The sequence below is a fragment of the Aliivibrio thorii genome, assembly GCF_057368585.1.
The window spans coordinates 817574-833588 of the sequence record NZ_CM170655.1; the positions used below are offsets into that span (position 1 = coordinate 817574).

12 protein-coding genes are annotated in these 16015 nt (G+C 37.7%); 6 read left to right on the forward strand and 6 right to left on the reverse strand.

Features of this window, described 5'->3' with window-relative positions:
* The first annotated feature begins 59 nt into the window (after window positions 1-59).
* On the forward strand, window positions 60-920 hold the full coding sequence (locus AC2IP4_RS17750; RefSeq protein ID WP_486310781.1) for a 5'-methylthioadenosine/S-adenosylhomocysteine nucleosidase: 861 nt from the start codon (window positions 60-62) through the stop codon (window positions 918-920).
* A gap of 10 nt (window positions 921-930) precedes the next feature.
* Here the strand turns inward: AC2IP4_RS17750 and AC2IP4_RS17755 are convergent, their stop codons facing one another.
* Entirely contained in the window at window positions 931-1875 is a 945-nt protein-coding gene (locus AC2IP4_RS17755) for an endonuclease/exonuclease/phosphatase family protein (protein ID WP_375319858.1), read from the reverse strand.
* A gap of 89 nt (window positions 1876-1964) precedes the next feature.
* On the reverse strand, window positions 1965-3131 hold the full coding sequence (locus AC2IP4_RS17760) for an anaerobic sulfatase maturase (protein ID WP_375319857.1): 1167 nt from the start codon (window positions 3129-3131) through the stop codon (window positions 1965-1967).
* A 165-nt stretch (window positions 3132-3296) separates the two neighbouring features.
* On the opposite strand from AC2IP4_RS17760, the gene AC2IP4_RS17765 reads away from it, so the two are divergent.
* The 5 genes from AC2IP4_RS17765 to AC2IP4_RS17785 all read left to right on the forward strand — a co-directional run bounded on the left by AC2IP4_RS17765 (window position 3297) and on the right by AC2IP4_RS17785 (window position 9945).
* Window positions 3297-4691 carry a DUF1254 domain-containing protein gene (locus AC2IP4_RS17765; RefSeq protein ID WP_486310782.1) on the forward strand — a complete coding sequence of 465 codons (1395 nt, stop codon included), beginning with the start codon at window positions 3297-3299 and terminating at the stop codon, window positions 4689-4691.
* 74 nt (window positions 4692-4765) lie between these two features.
* Complete coding sequence (locus AC2IP4_RS17770) at window positions 4766-6001, forward strand: OmpP1/FadL family transporter (protein ID WP_486307351.1); 1236 nt, start codon at window positions 4766-4768, stop codon at window positions 5999-6001.
* Window positions 6002-6119: 118 nt separating this feature from the next.
* Window positions 6120-7748: a phosphoethanolamine transferase gene (locus tag AC2IP4_RS17775; RefSeq protein ID WP_375319855.1), complete on the forward strand. Its 1629-nt coding sequence runs from the start codon at window positions 6120-6122 to the stop codon at window positions 7746-7748.
* Between the two features lie 101 nt (window positions 7749-7849).
* Entirely contained in the window at window positions 7850-8536 is a 687-nt protein-coding gene (locus AC2IP4_RS17780; protein WP_375319854.1) for a response regulator transcription factor, read from the forward strand.
* Entirely contained in the window at window positions 8524-9945 is a 1422-nt protein-coding gene (locus tag AC2IP4_RS17785) for a sensor histidine kinase (protein ID WP_486310783.1), read from the forward strand. The genes AC2IP4_RS17780 and AC2IP4_RS17785 overlap by 13 nt, the downstream gene beginning before the upstream one ends.
* A gap of 93 nt (window positions 9946-10038) precedes the next feature.
* On the opposite strand, the gene AC2IP4_RS17790 is transcribed toward AC2IP4_RS17785, so the two are convergent.
* The 4 genes from AC2IP4_RS17790 to AC2IP4_RS17805 form a co-directional block, all read right to left on the reverse strand.
* Window positions 10039-10806 (reverse strand): FCD domain-containing protein, encoded by a 768-nt coding sequence (locus AC2IP4_RS17790; RefSeq protein WP_375319852.1) that lies wholly within the window; start codon window positions 10804-10806, stop codon window positions 10039-10041.
* 155 nt (window positions 10807-10961) lie between these two features.
* On the reverse strand, window positions 10962-12806 hold the full coding sequence (gene uidA, locus AC2IP4_RS17795; protein WP_486310784.1) for a beta-glucuronidase: 1845 nt from the start codon (window positions 12804-12806) through the stop codon (window positions 10962-10964).
* Between the two features lie 246 nt (window positions 12807-13052).
* Complete coding sequence (locus AC2IP4_RS17800) at window positions 13053-14501, reverse strand: OprD family porin (RefSeq protein WP_375319850.1); 1449 nt, start codon at window positions 14499-14501, stop codon at window positions 13053-13055.
* A 75-nt stretch (window positions 14502-14576) separates the two neighbouring features.
* Window positions 14577-16001 (reverse strand): glycoside-pentoside-hexuronide (GPH):cation symporter, encoded by a 1425-nt coding sequence (locus tag AC2IP4_RS17805; RefSeq protein WP_375319849.1) that lies wholly within the window; start codon window positions 15999-16001, stop codon window positions 14577-14579.
* Window positions 16002-16015: the final 14 nt, after the last annotated feature.

Sequence of the window (16015 nt, forward strand, 5' to 3'; positions counted from 1 at the left end):
TATCACATGGGAAGAGTATATAGTGCGTGCAAATTTATTTTATCAATAATGGAGTTTATATGCGTTCTATTAAGACTATTTTTCTTTTATTTTTTATGTTGTCAGTGAGTTTTTTTTCTATGGCTGAAATGAAAAGTGTAATAGTGAAGGGGAACTCTCAATCACCGTCACAACCAATTATTATTCAAGGACCTATGCCTATTGAAGCTCAACATTTTGCCGCATTATTAGATAATGTTGTTATTGAGAAGACTGGTTTGTTTGTGTTTTATAAAGGGACACTAAATGGTTACCCTGTAATCGTTAGTCAAACAGGAAAGGGGCTTGAAAATACTGCGGCGGCAACTGCTATTGCTATAGAGCGCTACAATCCAATCGCGATTATTAATCAGGGAACATCAGGAGGGCATGATAAAACCTTAAATGTTGCTGATATCGTTTTAGGTAAGCGCACTGTTAATATTGGAAACTTAAAAGCCCCTAAATCACAGGAAGGAAAAGGATCAAATTCACTTACTTGGATACCAATGGATATTATGGCTTCTAGTGGTAGTGCTGGTGGTGACGATGCCAATAAAATTCGTTATTACGAAGGGAGCAGTGAGCTTATTGCTTCAGCGCATAAGGTTAAATATAACAAAGGTAAAGTTGTAGAGGGTACGATTGGTTCTGCAAATTTTTGGAACAATGAATTAGATCGTATTAATTGGTTTCATACAAACTTTGGGACAAGTACTGAAGAGATGGAAAGTGCATCGGCTGCTCAAATTAGTGAGGCTTATAAGGTTCCTTTTTTAGCTATTCGTATTTTATCGAATAACGCAACTAACGGTGGTCATTATAATCCGAACACAGCGAAATACTGCCAATCTTATGTAAAAGACGTTGTAGTCCAATATATTAGTGATATATCAATTTAAAATAATGGCTTTATTGCCGTTTAGATAAATACGTCACTACAGCACTATGATCGGATCCTGAAAATTGAGGTAATACTTCGCGTTTACAAATAAACAGTGAGGGTGATTCGGTATTTTTTATCCAAAGGTGGTCAATTGCAATCCGTGTGAAAGAGGGGATTGCAATTCCTTTTATTTCACGTGGCCAGCTTTGTATTGGGGCTGTTTGGTAATTCTTATAAATCGAGGCAAAACGTTTAGTGTTGGCTGATAAGTTAAAATCCCCAATAATCAGTGTGTCAGCATAAGGGGAGTAATCAGCTAATCGCTCTAAACTTCCGATGAGTGCGTTTCTTTCGTGCCATAACTGTTTTGTTCTAGGCGAGGGAGGATGTGCTGTGTATAAACTAACAAGTCTTTCTTCACTGCTTTGCCATATACCACTAATCATATAATGACCCGCTGGCGTATTCTGTGCTCGTAAATTCAAGGGCTGCTTGCTTATAATCATTTGTCCACTTGGATAGCCTAACCTAGGGGCTCCACCAAATTGATAGGGATACTCATCAATCAATTCCATAAACCTTTCCCCATGCCAAGGGGATGTTTCTTGAAGTACAACTAAGTCTATATCTGTTTTAATTAAATAGTGTAAAAAAGGCGTAAGATCTGGATTCGTATAATACAGGTTATATTGAACGACTTTTAAAGGGTCAGGGCAGGATACTGTTGTGTATTGCTGTGATGGCGTTTGATATAACCACAAGGTGGCAAGTAATAAACAAAAGAATGAATAAAGGTAATAACGACAAAGTAATAGAGCAACGAAAGAGAAGCAATAAGCTCCAGTGATAATGCTAGGAATCCCCGTGATATTTTCAATCCACCAAGTATGTGTAAAACTCGATGTGACAATCCACACTAATGTGGGTAGCAACAGTAGTAAGCAAATTCCAAATTGTTTTTTTGTTCTCATTCAGCACCCATCCATAAGTGAGGTCGTACTTATTAGTATGGGTGATAAATAAGTTAAGTGTTATTTTTTAATCAATTAGCGTGATATTTTTAAAACATAGGGTAATGGACTGGTGAATAGCCTTGTTTCATCGCATCAACCATTTTTAACATTACAGGCAGGGCGTGTTTAAAGAACATTTCATAGCCTTCACATAATACATTATGATCTTCACCGCTATTGGTTTTGCTAACTCGGTTTTTTGGACAACCGCCATTACACAACGGTTTAAAATCACAATGTTGGCATTTTTGACTTAGGGACTCATATTTATCTTGTCCAAATTTAATCTGCTCATTAGAGCTTGCCATTTGTGCTAAAGAAGCGTTGTCATGATGAATGTTACCGATTTTAAAATCATCATAACCGTAGTGATCACAGCTAAAGACTTCACCGTTGGACTCCATCATTAATTGTTGGCCACAAGTATCCGCATGGTGGCAGATTTGGCTTTGATGGCCCATTAAAATCATTAAGCAGTTTTCAAAAAATTGCACATAGGTTTTACCAATATCATTGGCTGCCCATTCATCAAATACATCACACAGAAATTGTCCCCATTGCTTACCTGATAGTGTCCAATCGTAATCAAAACGACGATCCATTTCATGATCAATACAGGGCTGAAATTGCAAGTATGTGCTGCCATTGTCTTTTAAAAATCGATAAATAGCTTTGCCATGCTTGTAACTTTTATTATTGATAACCGTTAGAGTATTGAACTCTACATGGTGATCTTTTAAGTGTTGCATACCACGCATGGTTCGCTGAAATGAAGAGTTCCCTGATTTGTCTATACGTGCAATGTCATTTATTAGCTGTGGCCCATCAATACTTATCCCTACCATAAAATGATGCTTAGCAAAGAAAGAAGCCCAGCGATCATTAATTAACGTTCCATTAGTTTGAATAGTATTTTTAATCGGTGTTTTCGAAGCTTGCTGTTGTTGCAGTTGAATGGCTGATTGATAAAAATCTAACCCTCTCATCATTGGCTCTCCACCATGCCAAATAAAATCGATAACAGGAGTTTGTGGAGGCTGAGATTGTATGTGATTAGAGATCATTTTATTTAAGGTATCTTCATCCATTCCCGGCTTTTTTTTATCTTCGTTCTTTAAGTAATAGCAGTAGTGGCAATCTAGATTACATTTTGCACTTTCAGCTTTAATAAACAAACTGTAGGGAGTGGTTGCTTCAATAGTCGATGCAGACATGATTAGATACCTTTCTGATGAGTCATAACTTATATCTATTAATTTAATCAATTATATAGATGTAGTCGAATTGTATTTTTTAATAAAGGCTATTCATTCTTTCAATTGTTCTTCTTTATTTAGAGTCGCTAGTCTGGAGTTATATTTATAAATAGAGGTTCTACTATGAAAAAGGCACTCATAGCAACGATAATTACGAGCAGTTTATTAAGCAGTACAGCTGTATTCGCACAATTAACGCCAATTAATCCTCAAGAAGAATTAGCTTATACCTTAGGGCTGCAAGCCTTTATTTATGGTGCTGGACCACTAACGGTAGCACAAGTTAGAGCCGCGTCGACGAATGTAGATGCACCAATGGACAATGGAGCAGCACCATTGAACATGATGGGGAAGACACTGGCTCTCGCAGGGCCTGAAGATAGAGTAGTTCCAACCGTTAACAATGATACCTTGTACTCTCAATCTCATATTAACTTGAATGACACAGGACCTTTGGTTATAGAGATCCCCCCAACCAATGATCGCTATTTTATTGTGCAATTATTAGATGATTATTCTGAAGCTGTGGGTAATTTAATAAAAGATAATGTCGGGCAAGATGGCGGAAAATTCTTATTGGTAAATAAAGGATGGAAAGGAATCGAAGGGGGAATTCCTGATGGTATTGATGGCATTATTGAATCGAGAACGCCTTTAGTTTGGTACATTCAGCGAACTGGGGTTTCAGGAAATAAAGACTTGTCGGCAGCACTTAATGTTCACGATGGATTTATTAATTATCCTTTATCTGAACTGGGACAAGAGCATAAACCGGTTAAGTTAACTCATGCAAAAACAGGCATATCACCAATGCCTCGTCCCAAAGGTTTGGCATGGTTTAGTTTAATTGATGAGGAATTGCGCAATAACCCAATTGCAGCAGACGCGCCAATTGTGGATCAATTTAAATACATTGGTATTGGGGGAGATAAACCATTTAATTCGGATGATCTAACTGAAGATCAGAAAAAAGGATTAATGCGAGCATTAAATGCGGCGCCACAAATCATTCAATACGCCAGTCGTGATTTAGGAACAAAAAATAACGGTTGGGCAATGATGTATGAAGGGGGGAAATATGGAAATGATTTCTTAAGCCGTGCGAGCATTAACTTTCGAGCGGCAGGCTTAAATACTAAAGAGCGAGCGCTATATCCAAACCGTTATACAGACTCAAAAGATCAACAGCTGTCTGGTCAGTATAAATATCGTATGGTGATGCCAGCCGATGCACCGGCAAAAGCTTTTTGGTCTTTAACTATGTATGATGCGAAAAACCTATTTATGGTACCGAACAGCATCGATCGCTACTCTATCTCAACCAATCGTAAAGAAGAACTTATTTATAATAAAGATGGCACATTAACCGTCTGTATTCAAAACAGTAAACCTGTGGATTCAAGCTGTAACTGGTTACCTGCGCCAAAAGATGATTTTTATCTACACATGCGCTTATATGAGCCAACTCAAGCTGTGTTAGATAATACTTATGAACTTCCTCAAGTGATTAGACAATAAATCCCCCGTTATTAAATAGAGAGTATCTGTGATTAAGGTGCTCTTTTTTTGTTTGTTAGGTACAAGAGGTAATTGTGAAGACGTATTATTCTTTAACTTTATTCGGTTCTGATTTATTGGCTGTTTTTCAGGCGAATACGGCTGGAACCTTAGTGCAAGAAATGAGTAAAATGACAGTAAGCACGGCAGGAGCAGGTAGTGCAGTGTTGGTTGAGAATGCTTCTGTTGCTTATTCAAACCACGCAGGTATGAGTTATATTGATGGTGATGCATTAAGTGTTAATGCTGCGGTGATGGATTTGGGTATTTATTATCATGATGATATCGATCCAAGTAAAAGTAGTGATAATGCGGGAGGAATACAGCCTTACGGATCGCTTTATTATGTTCATCAGTTGAACGATGATGTTCATTTGGGAATGAGCGTGTCAGCGCAAGGAGGAAGCGCATTAGATTATGGAACCTCTTATGCCGGATCTCTAAATTTGAATGATCTAAAATTATCGGTCATTCAGTTTAATCCTAGCGTTTCTTATCAAATAAATAGCAAGCTATCGATTGGTGGTGGCTTACAAATTGACTATGCTACTTTTGAAGAAAACTTGTTATATGAACAAGGTAATATAGAGACTGATAGTTGGACACTAGGTTATAACTTAGGGTTTATGTATCAAGTCGATGAGAACAACCGTCTGGGTGTTGCCTATCGTTCTCGTATGAATCACGATCTCACTGGATCATTTAGTACTAATGCGATGACGGTATCAGTTCCTATCCCTGGGCCAATCCCCGACTCAGTAGATAAAAACATATCAGCTATGTCAGGCGAAGCGGGTTTAAATGTCCTTAACCCTCGTCAAATTGAAGTATCAGGTTTACATCAACTGACTAATCCATTGAGCTTAGTGTGGAGCTTAGGCTTTGAGCAATGGAGTGATAATGATTCCACGACAATTTCCATTAATGATGGTAATCGCATTTCACAAATAGAACGAAACTTTGATGATGTATGGACGGGAGCAATTGGTGCTAGTTATCAACTAACATCGAAACTACGTGTAGAATCAGGGATTGGTTATGCGAGTTCGCCATTGGATAACCCTGAAGATCAAGGTGCTGATTTACCGGTAGATATACAGCATAGATACAGTATCGGTGCGACTTATCTATGGAGTAAGGATATATCCTTTAATACCTATTACAGCTACGTTGATTATGGAGAACCAGAGATTAATAACAGCGGTATGAATGGTCAGTTTGATAATTCAAATCAATTCATCGGCATCACCATGAATATGGCGTTTAAATAATCACTTTTATTAGTATTCATTTGTTTAGCTAATAAAAAACAGTAAACCATAAGTTTATCTTCAGTGAATCTTAAGTTTGATATGTAACACTCGTCTCATTCTCTAAGAGCCTGAAGGTATGCTTGTGTTGTCCAATCTGATTTCAAAACTTAAAAGCCAAAAAATAACCATGAGCATGGTGTCACTGATTATTTTGGTGTCACTGTATTTTGCCGTGGTATTTAACTATCCGATTAATGAAAAAATTTACCAACTCTCCCAAGGTAATGGTCTTTTTCTGTTTCTAACACCAGCGATTCTTACCTGTACTTTTATTATTATTTTTTCAATGATTGCTGTGCCTTACTTGTTTAAAGGTGTTGTGATTATTTTGACTCTCACCTCTTCGATGGCGTTTTATGCCGCATTGCAATACAACACCATGTTTGATTATGCGATGATCGAGAATATCTTTGAAACCAACGTTGGTGAAGCTTCCTCTTATTTAAGCTCGGCTTCTATCGGTTACTTTATTGTCTTTGGTGTGCTTCCATCATTGTTTCTATTAAAAGTAAAAGTGATCCGCAATGCTTCATGGGGCAAAGAGCTATTTCATCGTGCAGCATTAATGAGTGTTGCGATTGTGGGGTTGTTGTTGATCTCTGTTTTCTATTTTAAAGATTATGCCTCGATTGGTCGCAATAACTCGTACTTAAATAAAATGATTAACCCTGCTGACGCTTTTAATACGGTTAAGTACATTAATAATGAATATATAACCGCACCTTTGGACTACATCACAATCGGTGAAGATGCAGAGGTAATTCCGGCGAAGAACGGTAAACCGACACTAATGATAGTATTAGTAGGTGAAACTGCTCGTGCGCAAAACAGTGCTTATAATGGATATGCAAGAGAAACCAATCCATACACCAAAGATCTTGGTTTAATTGCTTTTCAAAATGTGTCGTCGTGCGGAACAGCAACAGCCCATTCTTTGCCATGTATGTTCTCTAATATGGTGCGTACTAATTACAATAGAGACCGTGCCAATAACCAAGATGACGTATTAGACGTGTTGACTCATGCGGGTGTTAAATCGGTGTGGATAGATAATGATGGTGGTGACAAAGCGGTTGCTAAGAACATTGAAAAAGAGATGATTAGCGATACCTCTTCAAATGAATTTTGTAATGGCTCAAGTTGTTATGATGAAGTGTTATTGCAAGGTTTAGATAAGCGAATTCAAAATACCACAGGTGACCAACTGTACGCACTACATATGATTGGCAGTCACGGACCTACGTATTGGAAGCGCTACCCTGAGAATATGGCAGTATTTACCCCTGCATGTAATCGTAGTGATATTGAAAATTGCAGTGATGAAGAGATCTCCAATGTGTACGATAACACCTTAGTTTATACCGATTACGTAATAGCGCAGGCGATTGAAAAATTAAAAACGTATTTAGATAAATACAATGTCGTGATGCTATACATTTCAGATCACGGAGAATCGTTAGGTGAAAATGGGTTATACCTTCATGGAGCGCCTTACATGATCGCGCCAAAAGAACAAACTCATGTGCCTTTCTATATTTGGATGAGCGATGATTATGCGAACCAAAAAGGCATAAATAAAGCCAGTGTTATCAGTAAAGCGGCAGCGGGTGGTTTTTCTCATGATAATTTGTTCCATACGTTACTTGGCTTATATGGCGTGAAGACTAGCGCGAAAGACAATAGTTTAGACATTATGGCGAACTAGTTACTTTTTAGTTCATCATATTAAGAAATGGGTTAATCATGAGAATGGTTAGCCCATTTTTGCTACTATCATTATATAAAATAATAAAGTGGTACTGAATAATGAAAATATTACTAATAGAAGACTCTGAACACTTACGTCGTAGCTTAGTGGTGGGTCTGAGTAACCTTGGTTTTACTATTGATGAAACTGGAGACGGTTCAAAGGGGCTCTCGATGGCAATTACCAATGAGTATGACTTTATTATTCTGGATTTAATGCTTCCTAATGTTGATGGTATCACGCTATTAAAAAGCATTCGTAAAATGGGTAATGAGGTAAAAGTGATTATCTTATCGGCAAAATCGCAGCCAGAAGATCGCGTTGAAGGATTACTCTCTGGCGCTGATGATTATTTAGTTAAACCATTTTCGTTTGATGAACTGCATGCTCGTATCTTAACCGTAGCTCGTCGAGGTGGAGTAAAGCATAATGACGATCACGTAGAAGTTGAAGGGTTTACGCTTGATTTAGCAAAGAAAGAACTCGAATTCTCAGGCCAATTGATTGAACTAACAAAAAATGAGTACAAGATTGTCGAGTGTATGTTTCGTTCTCGCAATCAGGTAATGACGACAGAAAATATCAGTGATTATGTTATTGGTTCATTTGATTCAGTCTCGAAAAACACCATAGAATCACACTTATCTTCCATCCGAAAAAAAGCGAAAACCGTTGGTGGCGAACTGCCAATAAAAAATAAACGTGGCTTTGGTTACTACGTGGAAAAACGCTCATGTACTCAATAAAAGATCGGTTGGTTAATGCGTTAACCGTGATCATCGGCATCATTTTATTGGTGGTCTTTTTATCTTTGGATTTTATTATCGATGCTTGGGTTGATCAACAGTTTGATGATGCATTAGTGGAAAAATCAAACTACTTTAAGTCTTTGGTTGAGGTGGAAAGTGATGGTATTGAGTTTGAATACCACAAAGGCTTTATGCCGCAATTTGAACGCAAAGAAGAGGCTCAATATTTTCAGATTTGGTTAGGTGAGAGCACTTTTGCAAAGTCGCAATCTCTTAGCTACTTTGATGATATTGACCTTGATTATCAAGATGTCCCTACTCATGAGAGTCGTATCTTTGATATAAAACTTCCTGATGGCAGCATGGGTAAAGCTATTTCTTCTCGTTTCCAACCACAATTATCATCTGATGTTGATCCTACAGACGTTACTTATATTGAAACCATGTACCTAACATTGGCGATTTCTAATCAACGAGTGAGTAACATTCTATTGATGGCAGATCTGTCTCTTATCTTTGTTTTTATTACCGCTATCTTTGGTATTCGAATGGTTGTGATAAAAGTGGTGGATAGAGAATTAGATTCATTGTATTTACTCAATAAAGAAATTTCAGAGCTTGATGAAAATGCACAAGGTATTCAATCTAATCCAAAAGAAAGCAAAGAGATTTCACCAATTAGAAAAGAGCTCAATCGATATATTGAGTTGAATATTCAAAATGTAGCGAATGAAAAACGCCTTTCTTCTGATATTGCTCATGAGTTGAAAACACCGATTGCAGAGCTTATTAGCTTGAGTGAAATGAATATTCGTTTTCCTGATGATGTTCGTATTTCAGCTACTTACAAAGAAGATGTGCTATCGATTTCGAATAATATGAAAACCATCGTCAATCAATTAATGGCATTGAGTCAAAGTGCATCAGGAAATTATGGGATTGAGAAGAAAGAGGTGGATGTTCTACTCTTGACTGAGGAGATTTGTGCAGAATTGCAGTTTAAGCATCCAACAATGGGAGAGAGAGTTGCTTTCTCTTCATCATTAGCCTCTCCAATGATTTATGTTGATCATTTTAGCTTAGAAACCGTAGTTAAAAATTTATTGGATAACGCTCTTTTTTATAGTGTAGAAGAGTCAATTGTGTCTGCGAGCATTGAAAAAGAGGGGGATGGAAGCATTGTGATTAAAATAAAAAACATATCTTCTAATCCATTAACTCAAGATGATCTCAATAACATATTTAAACCGTTATATCAGGTAGATAAATCAAGAACACACACAGATAGGCATGGGTTGGGCTTAGCTATTGTAAAGAATATCGCTCAATTAAATGGTTATGATTTATCGGTTGATTATCAAGAGAGTAGAGAGGTTACATTTACGGTTGTGATACCGCAGGGGTAATGTTAGCTAGTATTATTGCGAACCTATCTTTATTTAATAAAAACCCAGCGAATAAGCTGGGTTTAGATAGATAAATTAATCATTATGTAATAGTTAAGCGTCAACTCGATAAGAATCAAATAAGTAGCCATCAAAATCATCAGAGTCGGTATCTGATAGCGATAGAAGGGCTTCTTTTACATTTTCCATATGTTGCCACATAGCTTCTTTTGCTTGTGCTGGGTTTTTCTTTTGCAAAGCAGAGAGGAGCTTCGCGTGATCTTCTAAAAATTGAGTTCGATATTCAGTATCATCAATATGAGTATGAAGTTGAGCCCACATTTTACTGCTGGTTCTGCGATCCCATGCTGTTTGCGCTACCTCAATGAGGTAGTTATTCTGGGTTGCTTCTGCAATTAAAATATGAAAGTCTTTATCGTGATTGTATTCTTGATTGCCTGATTCAACCGCAATGCGTTCAGCATCAAGTATTTGCTTCATACGGTTAATTTGAACACCAGTAACATTAGTCGCTGCGAACTCGGCAATATTACTTTCGAGCAACTGGCGAGCTTGAAGCATTTCAAAGGTGCCAATATCATTACTGTCATAATTTGAATTATTCAAACTTGCTGATAAATGCTGTTCATTCTCGTCATCAGGCAGTGATATCACATATACGCCAGAGCCTTTACGAACTTCAACTAAGCCTTGAAGCTCTAGCATGATAATCGCGTCTCGAATCGTAGTTCGGCTGACGCCAAATTGTTCTGCAATATCTCGCTCTGTTGGTAGCCTATCGCCTACTTGATATTTACTTGTTTTTAACTGCTCAATCAGATCCCTTCCAATTGAAACATATCGTCTGGTTATATTTTCCATAAGTACCTTATTTTGATGACTTACTACTTTTCAATTGTAACAAAGAATAAACGTGCATTATATTTATTTGTAAACCAATTTTAAATTGGTCTAGTGGGTCACAAAATAGAAAAGAGAGGCGCTAACCTCTCTTTGTTTTATGACGTAATCATGAGTTATTTTTTATGATTAAAGTCAGGGATTTCACTCCAACGTTTACGTAGATGGTGCGCAGACATTTTAGGTTGGCGGTTTCGAGTAAATGCACCTTTTTTGTTGCCATCTACGCGGATAATACCTTCCCATGTTTGGAAATCAGCAAAGTTCCACATTTGTTCACCAACTAAGGCATCACAAGTATCAAAGGCATGATGTTGTTGATCTAAATACTCAACTTGGTATTCTTCAGACCACTGCACGCTTGGCAACTTGTGAAGTCCCGGCATTGTATCTGCACCATATTCAGTGATAATGATTGGCTTACCTTCAGTTGCCCAGCCTGCTAATTCTTTAGCAAATGCTTTACCAGCATCACGCATTTCCAACCCACCCATGATGTACCAACCATAGTAACGGTTAAGACAGATCACATCAGCATATTGATGTGCATTACATTTGCCGTAAGGTGCCATCATAAAGTTAATGAACGTTAACGGGCGATTTTGTGGATCTTGAGTTCTTGCGTATTCAAAAATATCTTTAAAATATTCGTTAGACGCTTCTTGTGATGTATCTGGTTCATTTGATAATGACCACATAACAACGCACGGGTGGTTTTTATCACGGAGGATTAACTCATGAATTGCGTGTTTTTGATTTTCTTTGCCTTGACCTTTTACTGCTTCTTCTTCAAAGAAACTTACTGCTTTTTTGGTCGAATTACCAGAACCTGCATCAGCAATACCACCGCCTAATGAACCGCTACGCATCATATCCCATTGACCCACTGCTGGCGTTTCGTTGATAACAACAAGACCGCGACGGTTAGCCAGTTGCATAAATTCTTCAGCATAAGGGTAGTGGGAAGTACGAATTGAGTTTGCGTTGATCCAATCAAGCAACTCCATATCACGTAGGTTAACTACAGGGTCATAACCACGGCCGCGGAACTCAGAGTCTTCGTGCTTACCAAAGCCTTTGAAGTAAAATGGTTCATTGTTAATTAGGAATTGAGTGCCTTTTACTTCAACAGTACGTATACCAACCTCTAGAGGGTATTGGTCAATGATTTTACCATCAAGAACAATACTGGTTTCTAATGTATATAAATAGCCTTTTCCTGGCTGCCATAATTGAACATTTTCAACAATTAACTGACCTTTATGGCCAACTGCCTCAGCAACTAAATTATCTTCTTTATCAAACAGCTTAACAATTAACTCACCGCCATTAGTTTCCGCTTCGATATCAAAATGAACTTGACCTTGAGTGCCGGTATAGTTAGTTATTACGGTAATGTCGTTCACGCGGTGTTTTGGTAACGCCAGTAGTTTTACTGTGCGGTGTAGGCCAGCGTAGTTAAAGAAGTCAAAATAAGGTTTAACCTCACGAACGCCATCTTCGTATTCTGCAATATGGCCTGTCGGAATTGTAGACAGTGATAATTCATTATTAACGACAACGACTATTTTGTTTTTTTGATCAAATTTAGCCACATCGTTTAGTAAACCAGAGAAAGGCATGTAACCGCCTTGGTGGCTTGTTACTTCAACGCCATTAACCCAAACAACGGCACTGTGAGTTGCAGAGCCAAAACGGACAAATATGTCTTTTTCTTGCCATTCTGAAGGGATGATTACGTCAGTTTCGTACCAAACATCACCACAATGGTCACGGATCATTTTATCGGTAAAAATGTCATTGTAGCTTGATGGCACTGCCATTTCGATAGTGTCTGTTAGACCATCTTTCCAATTGGATGTGCGGCCTTCATTTTTGCTATCAACTTTAAATTTCCAGATGCCAGAAATATCAGTAATGCGGCGTGTGGATGTGTCTTGTGGGTACAGGAATACAGACATTTTGCTTCTCTCCATGAGATATTATTTTGTAATAAATGTTGGCTTGTTAACCAGTTTATCTATTGGTATGCCAATTATGATAATTTAGGTTGACCAATAATAATGATGTCTAGATCACTATTTTGATTCTTTGTTTATTTTTAATTGAAAAAAGCGAGTTAGGGAGTATTTAAAATAGGGAAGAGAAAGAAAAAGCACACTATAAAACATACAGCATGCTTCTTATATTATTAATAAAATCAATAGCTAAAGTATATTAATGTCATAGTGGAAGGTCAGTTTAATATCGTAGTAATCCAACTCATCACCTAAAGCCGAGCCCGTTCTATACTCTTTTGCTTTATTTAAGATTAGCGTTGTTCTTAATCCTTCAAATGCCCCCTGAGGTTTATGAGTGATTAGTAAGTTTGCACCAATACCATCTATTTCTACGGCTTTTGTTTGGTCTTCATATCCATCCGTTTTTACAATGGCTATGCCAGTTTGTAATGTCGGAGTCATTTGATAGAAAGTCCCCATTTGCCATGCAAACATATCGTGGTGGTTACGATCAATACTTTGGTCAAATGAAAAACCAAGGTCAGTATCAACGGCGGTGATTGAGTTGAGTTTAGTTCCTACTTTTCCAGCTGAACCAATTAATGTTAATCTGTCTTTATTGTAAGTTAACTGACCAGATAATAATGCGGTATCGTCATAACCGTCCCCCATCAATGAAGCATTAAGATCTTTGGTATACCCTTCTAATTGAGCGTACAAGCCACGTAACTCAGCTTTCCAGAATGCGTTTGTATTATCAATATAGACTTGCTGGGCATTAAACATGTATTGGGTGCTGTGATCATTTTGATAACTGACACCAACAGACAGTTCTGTTCCAGTTGCAGCTTTATTATCCCAAACACCGGCTATATTGAACTTAGGGATTTTATCAATGATTGGATTTCCTTCTGAATCTCTACCTTGCACCGTCCCATGATCTTGCCACTCAGTATAATAACCCCCTGCATAGCGAGTAGCATAAGCACCATATAAATGGAATTTTTCTAGATCAACTTTTAATAAAGCCCCTTCAGAAATTGAAGGAGTAGGACGAACAGAAGTGCGTTCAATTAATGGTACATAGTAATCAATATTGCCAGATGCATAGTCAGTACCGTAACGTCCTACTTTTAACTCAACGCCATCAATGGGTTTAATATTGATTGAGCCGCTAACAAGCGTGAAGTCATCATGTCCATCAAGGTAAAATCGAGTGCTTTTAGATGGATCAGCATGCAGTTTTTGAGTGGTATAAATGGCAGCTTCTACATCTAACCAGCTCAGTAAGTTATGTGAGCGGTAGTTGAGTTCTGCATATTGAACCCATGCATCGACTTCAGGGCCGTAACTGCCAGAAGCACTTGGTCGTTCAGCATTACGATATTCATTTTTTAGTTTTAAGACTAGTTTATGACCCATCGTATTTTGATTAAGGTAAGGGTTAGTATCATTGAGTGCATTTTCAACACCAGCAATAGCAGGGGCTTCTTTTAATTGTTGAATTTTTTCTTTGCTAACTTCTTTTGCGCCAATAGTGACGGTTTCTTCAGCAAATACGACACCAGACTGACAAGTAATAGCGATAGCGAGTGATAATATTGATCTTTTAAAGTTCAACGTATTGAAATTATTAGCAATTGATTTTATATTCATTTTCGATCCTTGAGTATCCGTTATTTTTGGGTCCTGCTTGATAGCTACTGCAATAGCTATCAAGCTTTTACATTACTACGCATTAACTGCGTTATCTGTAATTGGACTTTGTTTATCATTACTAATATCAGCCGTTGATTGATTTTTGTCGGTCGCTTTTTTATTTGCTTGGATTACTTTTTGATAGGTTTCAGGATCAAGAATCCATAATTTTTTATAGAGTAGATAGACACCGATGAACGCAATTGATGGGAAGCCAAAAATAAGGAATTGAAGACCTTGTTGGGTTAGTTCTGATTGTGATGGTAATGATGGGTCATAACCAATAATGCTGACACCTAATGCGGCGATAAACCCAGCACCTGCACCACCCACTTTTCTCATTAAAGAATATGATGCGTAAATGATGCCTTCTTGACGGTTACCCGTTAAGTATTCGTTGTAATCGATACAATCAGATACCTGGCCCCAAACCGCAGCGATAGGGATCATGATTCCAAACATCATTAGTGAATAGAAAACTAAGAAGATATAAGCATTTGATGATAAGAAAAAAGCGATGCCGGATGTCATGATGACAATAAGGGCACTTTTCATCATGAGATCTTTGGTGCCTAGCTTGGCCACCATTTTTGGTAAAACTAATGCCATTAGAACAATAATAACTAAGTCGATAACTCCAGTAATACTCATTACCCATAAAGCATTATCAAGATTTTCTTTGATATAAAACATGAGAACAGAACCTAATGTAAACATCGCCAGTAACATTAAGAATGAAGCGAATGATACACACATTAATGGTTTGTTTTTAGGTATTGCTTTAAGTGCTTGCCATGCTGAAACTGATTGGTTTGAAACGGTGCTTTTGACATTCTCTTTTATGCTAGAGTACGCAAATAAATGGCCAAAGATGGCAAAACCAGATAGTGAAACCATCGCAATTAAGTAACCCGTTTCCAAATTGTCTGCATACATAGCAAGAATAACAGGAACAACAAATTTACATAATGCGCTGCCAACAACGCCACCTAACGAACGAAATGCAGATAAAGAAGCTCGCTCCTCAGGGTCTTGAGTCATCACTGAAGCGACGGAACCAAAAGGAATATTTACAAAAGTATATGCCATACCCCAAGTAATATAAGTAAGGTATGCCCATGCTAACGTTTGCCCATCAGATAAGCCTTCTGGAGACCAAAACATCAATATTGAGGCCACACCGAGTATCCAACAACCACGTAAGATAAAAGGCTTAAATTTATCGCCTTTGCCTTGATGCTTAGAAAATAATTTATCAGCAAAGGCCCCCATCATAGGGTCATTGATACCATCCCATATTCTGGCGATCAGAAATAAAGTACCCGCTGCGGCAGCGGTAATACCTAATATATCCACGTAGTACACTAGAAGGAAAGTTGCAGACATACCGAAACTTGCCATATTAGCCATATCTCCTATGGCATATCCTATTTTGTTACGAAAGGTTAGTGTTTTCATCAATTTATTCTCGT

Coding starts and splice junctions, on each gene's coding strand:
- AC2IP4_RS17750 (WP_486310781.1), top strand. CDS start 60: ATGCGTTCTATTAAGACTATTTTTCTTTTATTTTTTATGTTGTCAGTG.
- AC2IP4_RS17755 (WP_375319858.1), bottom strand. CDS start 1,875: ATGAGAACAAAAAAACAATTTGGAATTTGCTTACTACTGTTGCTACCC.
- AC2IP4_RS17760 (WP_375319857.1), bottom strand. CDS start 3,131: ATGTCTGCATCGACTATTGAAGCAACCACTCCCTACAGTTTGTTTATT.
- AC2IP4_RS17765 (WP_486310782.1), top strand. CDS start 3,297: ATGAAAAAGGCACTCATAGCAACGATAATTACGAGCAGTTTATTAAGC.
- AC2IP4_RS17775 (WP_375319855.1), top strand. CDS start 6,120: ATGCTTGTGTTGTCCAATCTGATTTCAAAACTTAAAAGCCAAAAAATA.
- AC2IP4_RS17780 (WP_375319854.1), top strand. CDS start 7,850: ATGAAAATATTACTAATAGAAGACTCTGAACACTTACGTCGTAGCTTA.
- AC2IP4_RS17785 (WP_486310783.1), top strand. CDS start 8,524: ATGTACTCAATAAAAGATCGGTTGGTTAATGCGTTAACCGTGATCATC.
- AC2IP4_RS17790 (WP_375319852.1), bottom strand. CDS start 10,806: ATGGAAAATATAACCAGACGATATGTTTCAATTGGAAGGGATCTGATT.
- uidA (WP_486310784.1), bottom strand. CDS start 12,806: ATGTCTGTATTCCTGTACCCACAAGACACATCCACACGCCGCATTACT.
- AC2IP4_RS17800 (WP_375319850.1), bottom strand. CDS start 14,501: ATGAATATAAAATCAATTGCTAATAATTTCAATACGTTGAACTTTAAA.
- AC2IP4_RS17805 (WP_375319849.1), bottom strand. CDS start 16,001: ATGAAAACACTAACCTTTCGTAACAAAATAGGATATGCCATAGGAGAT.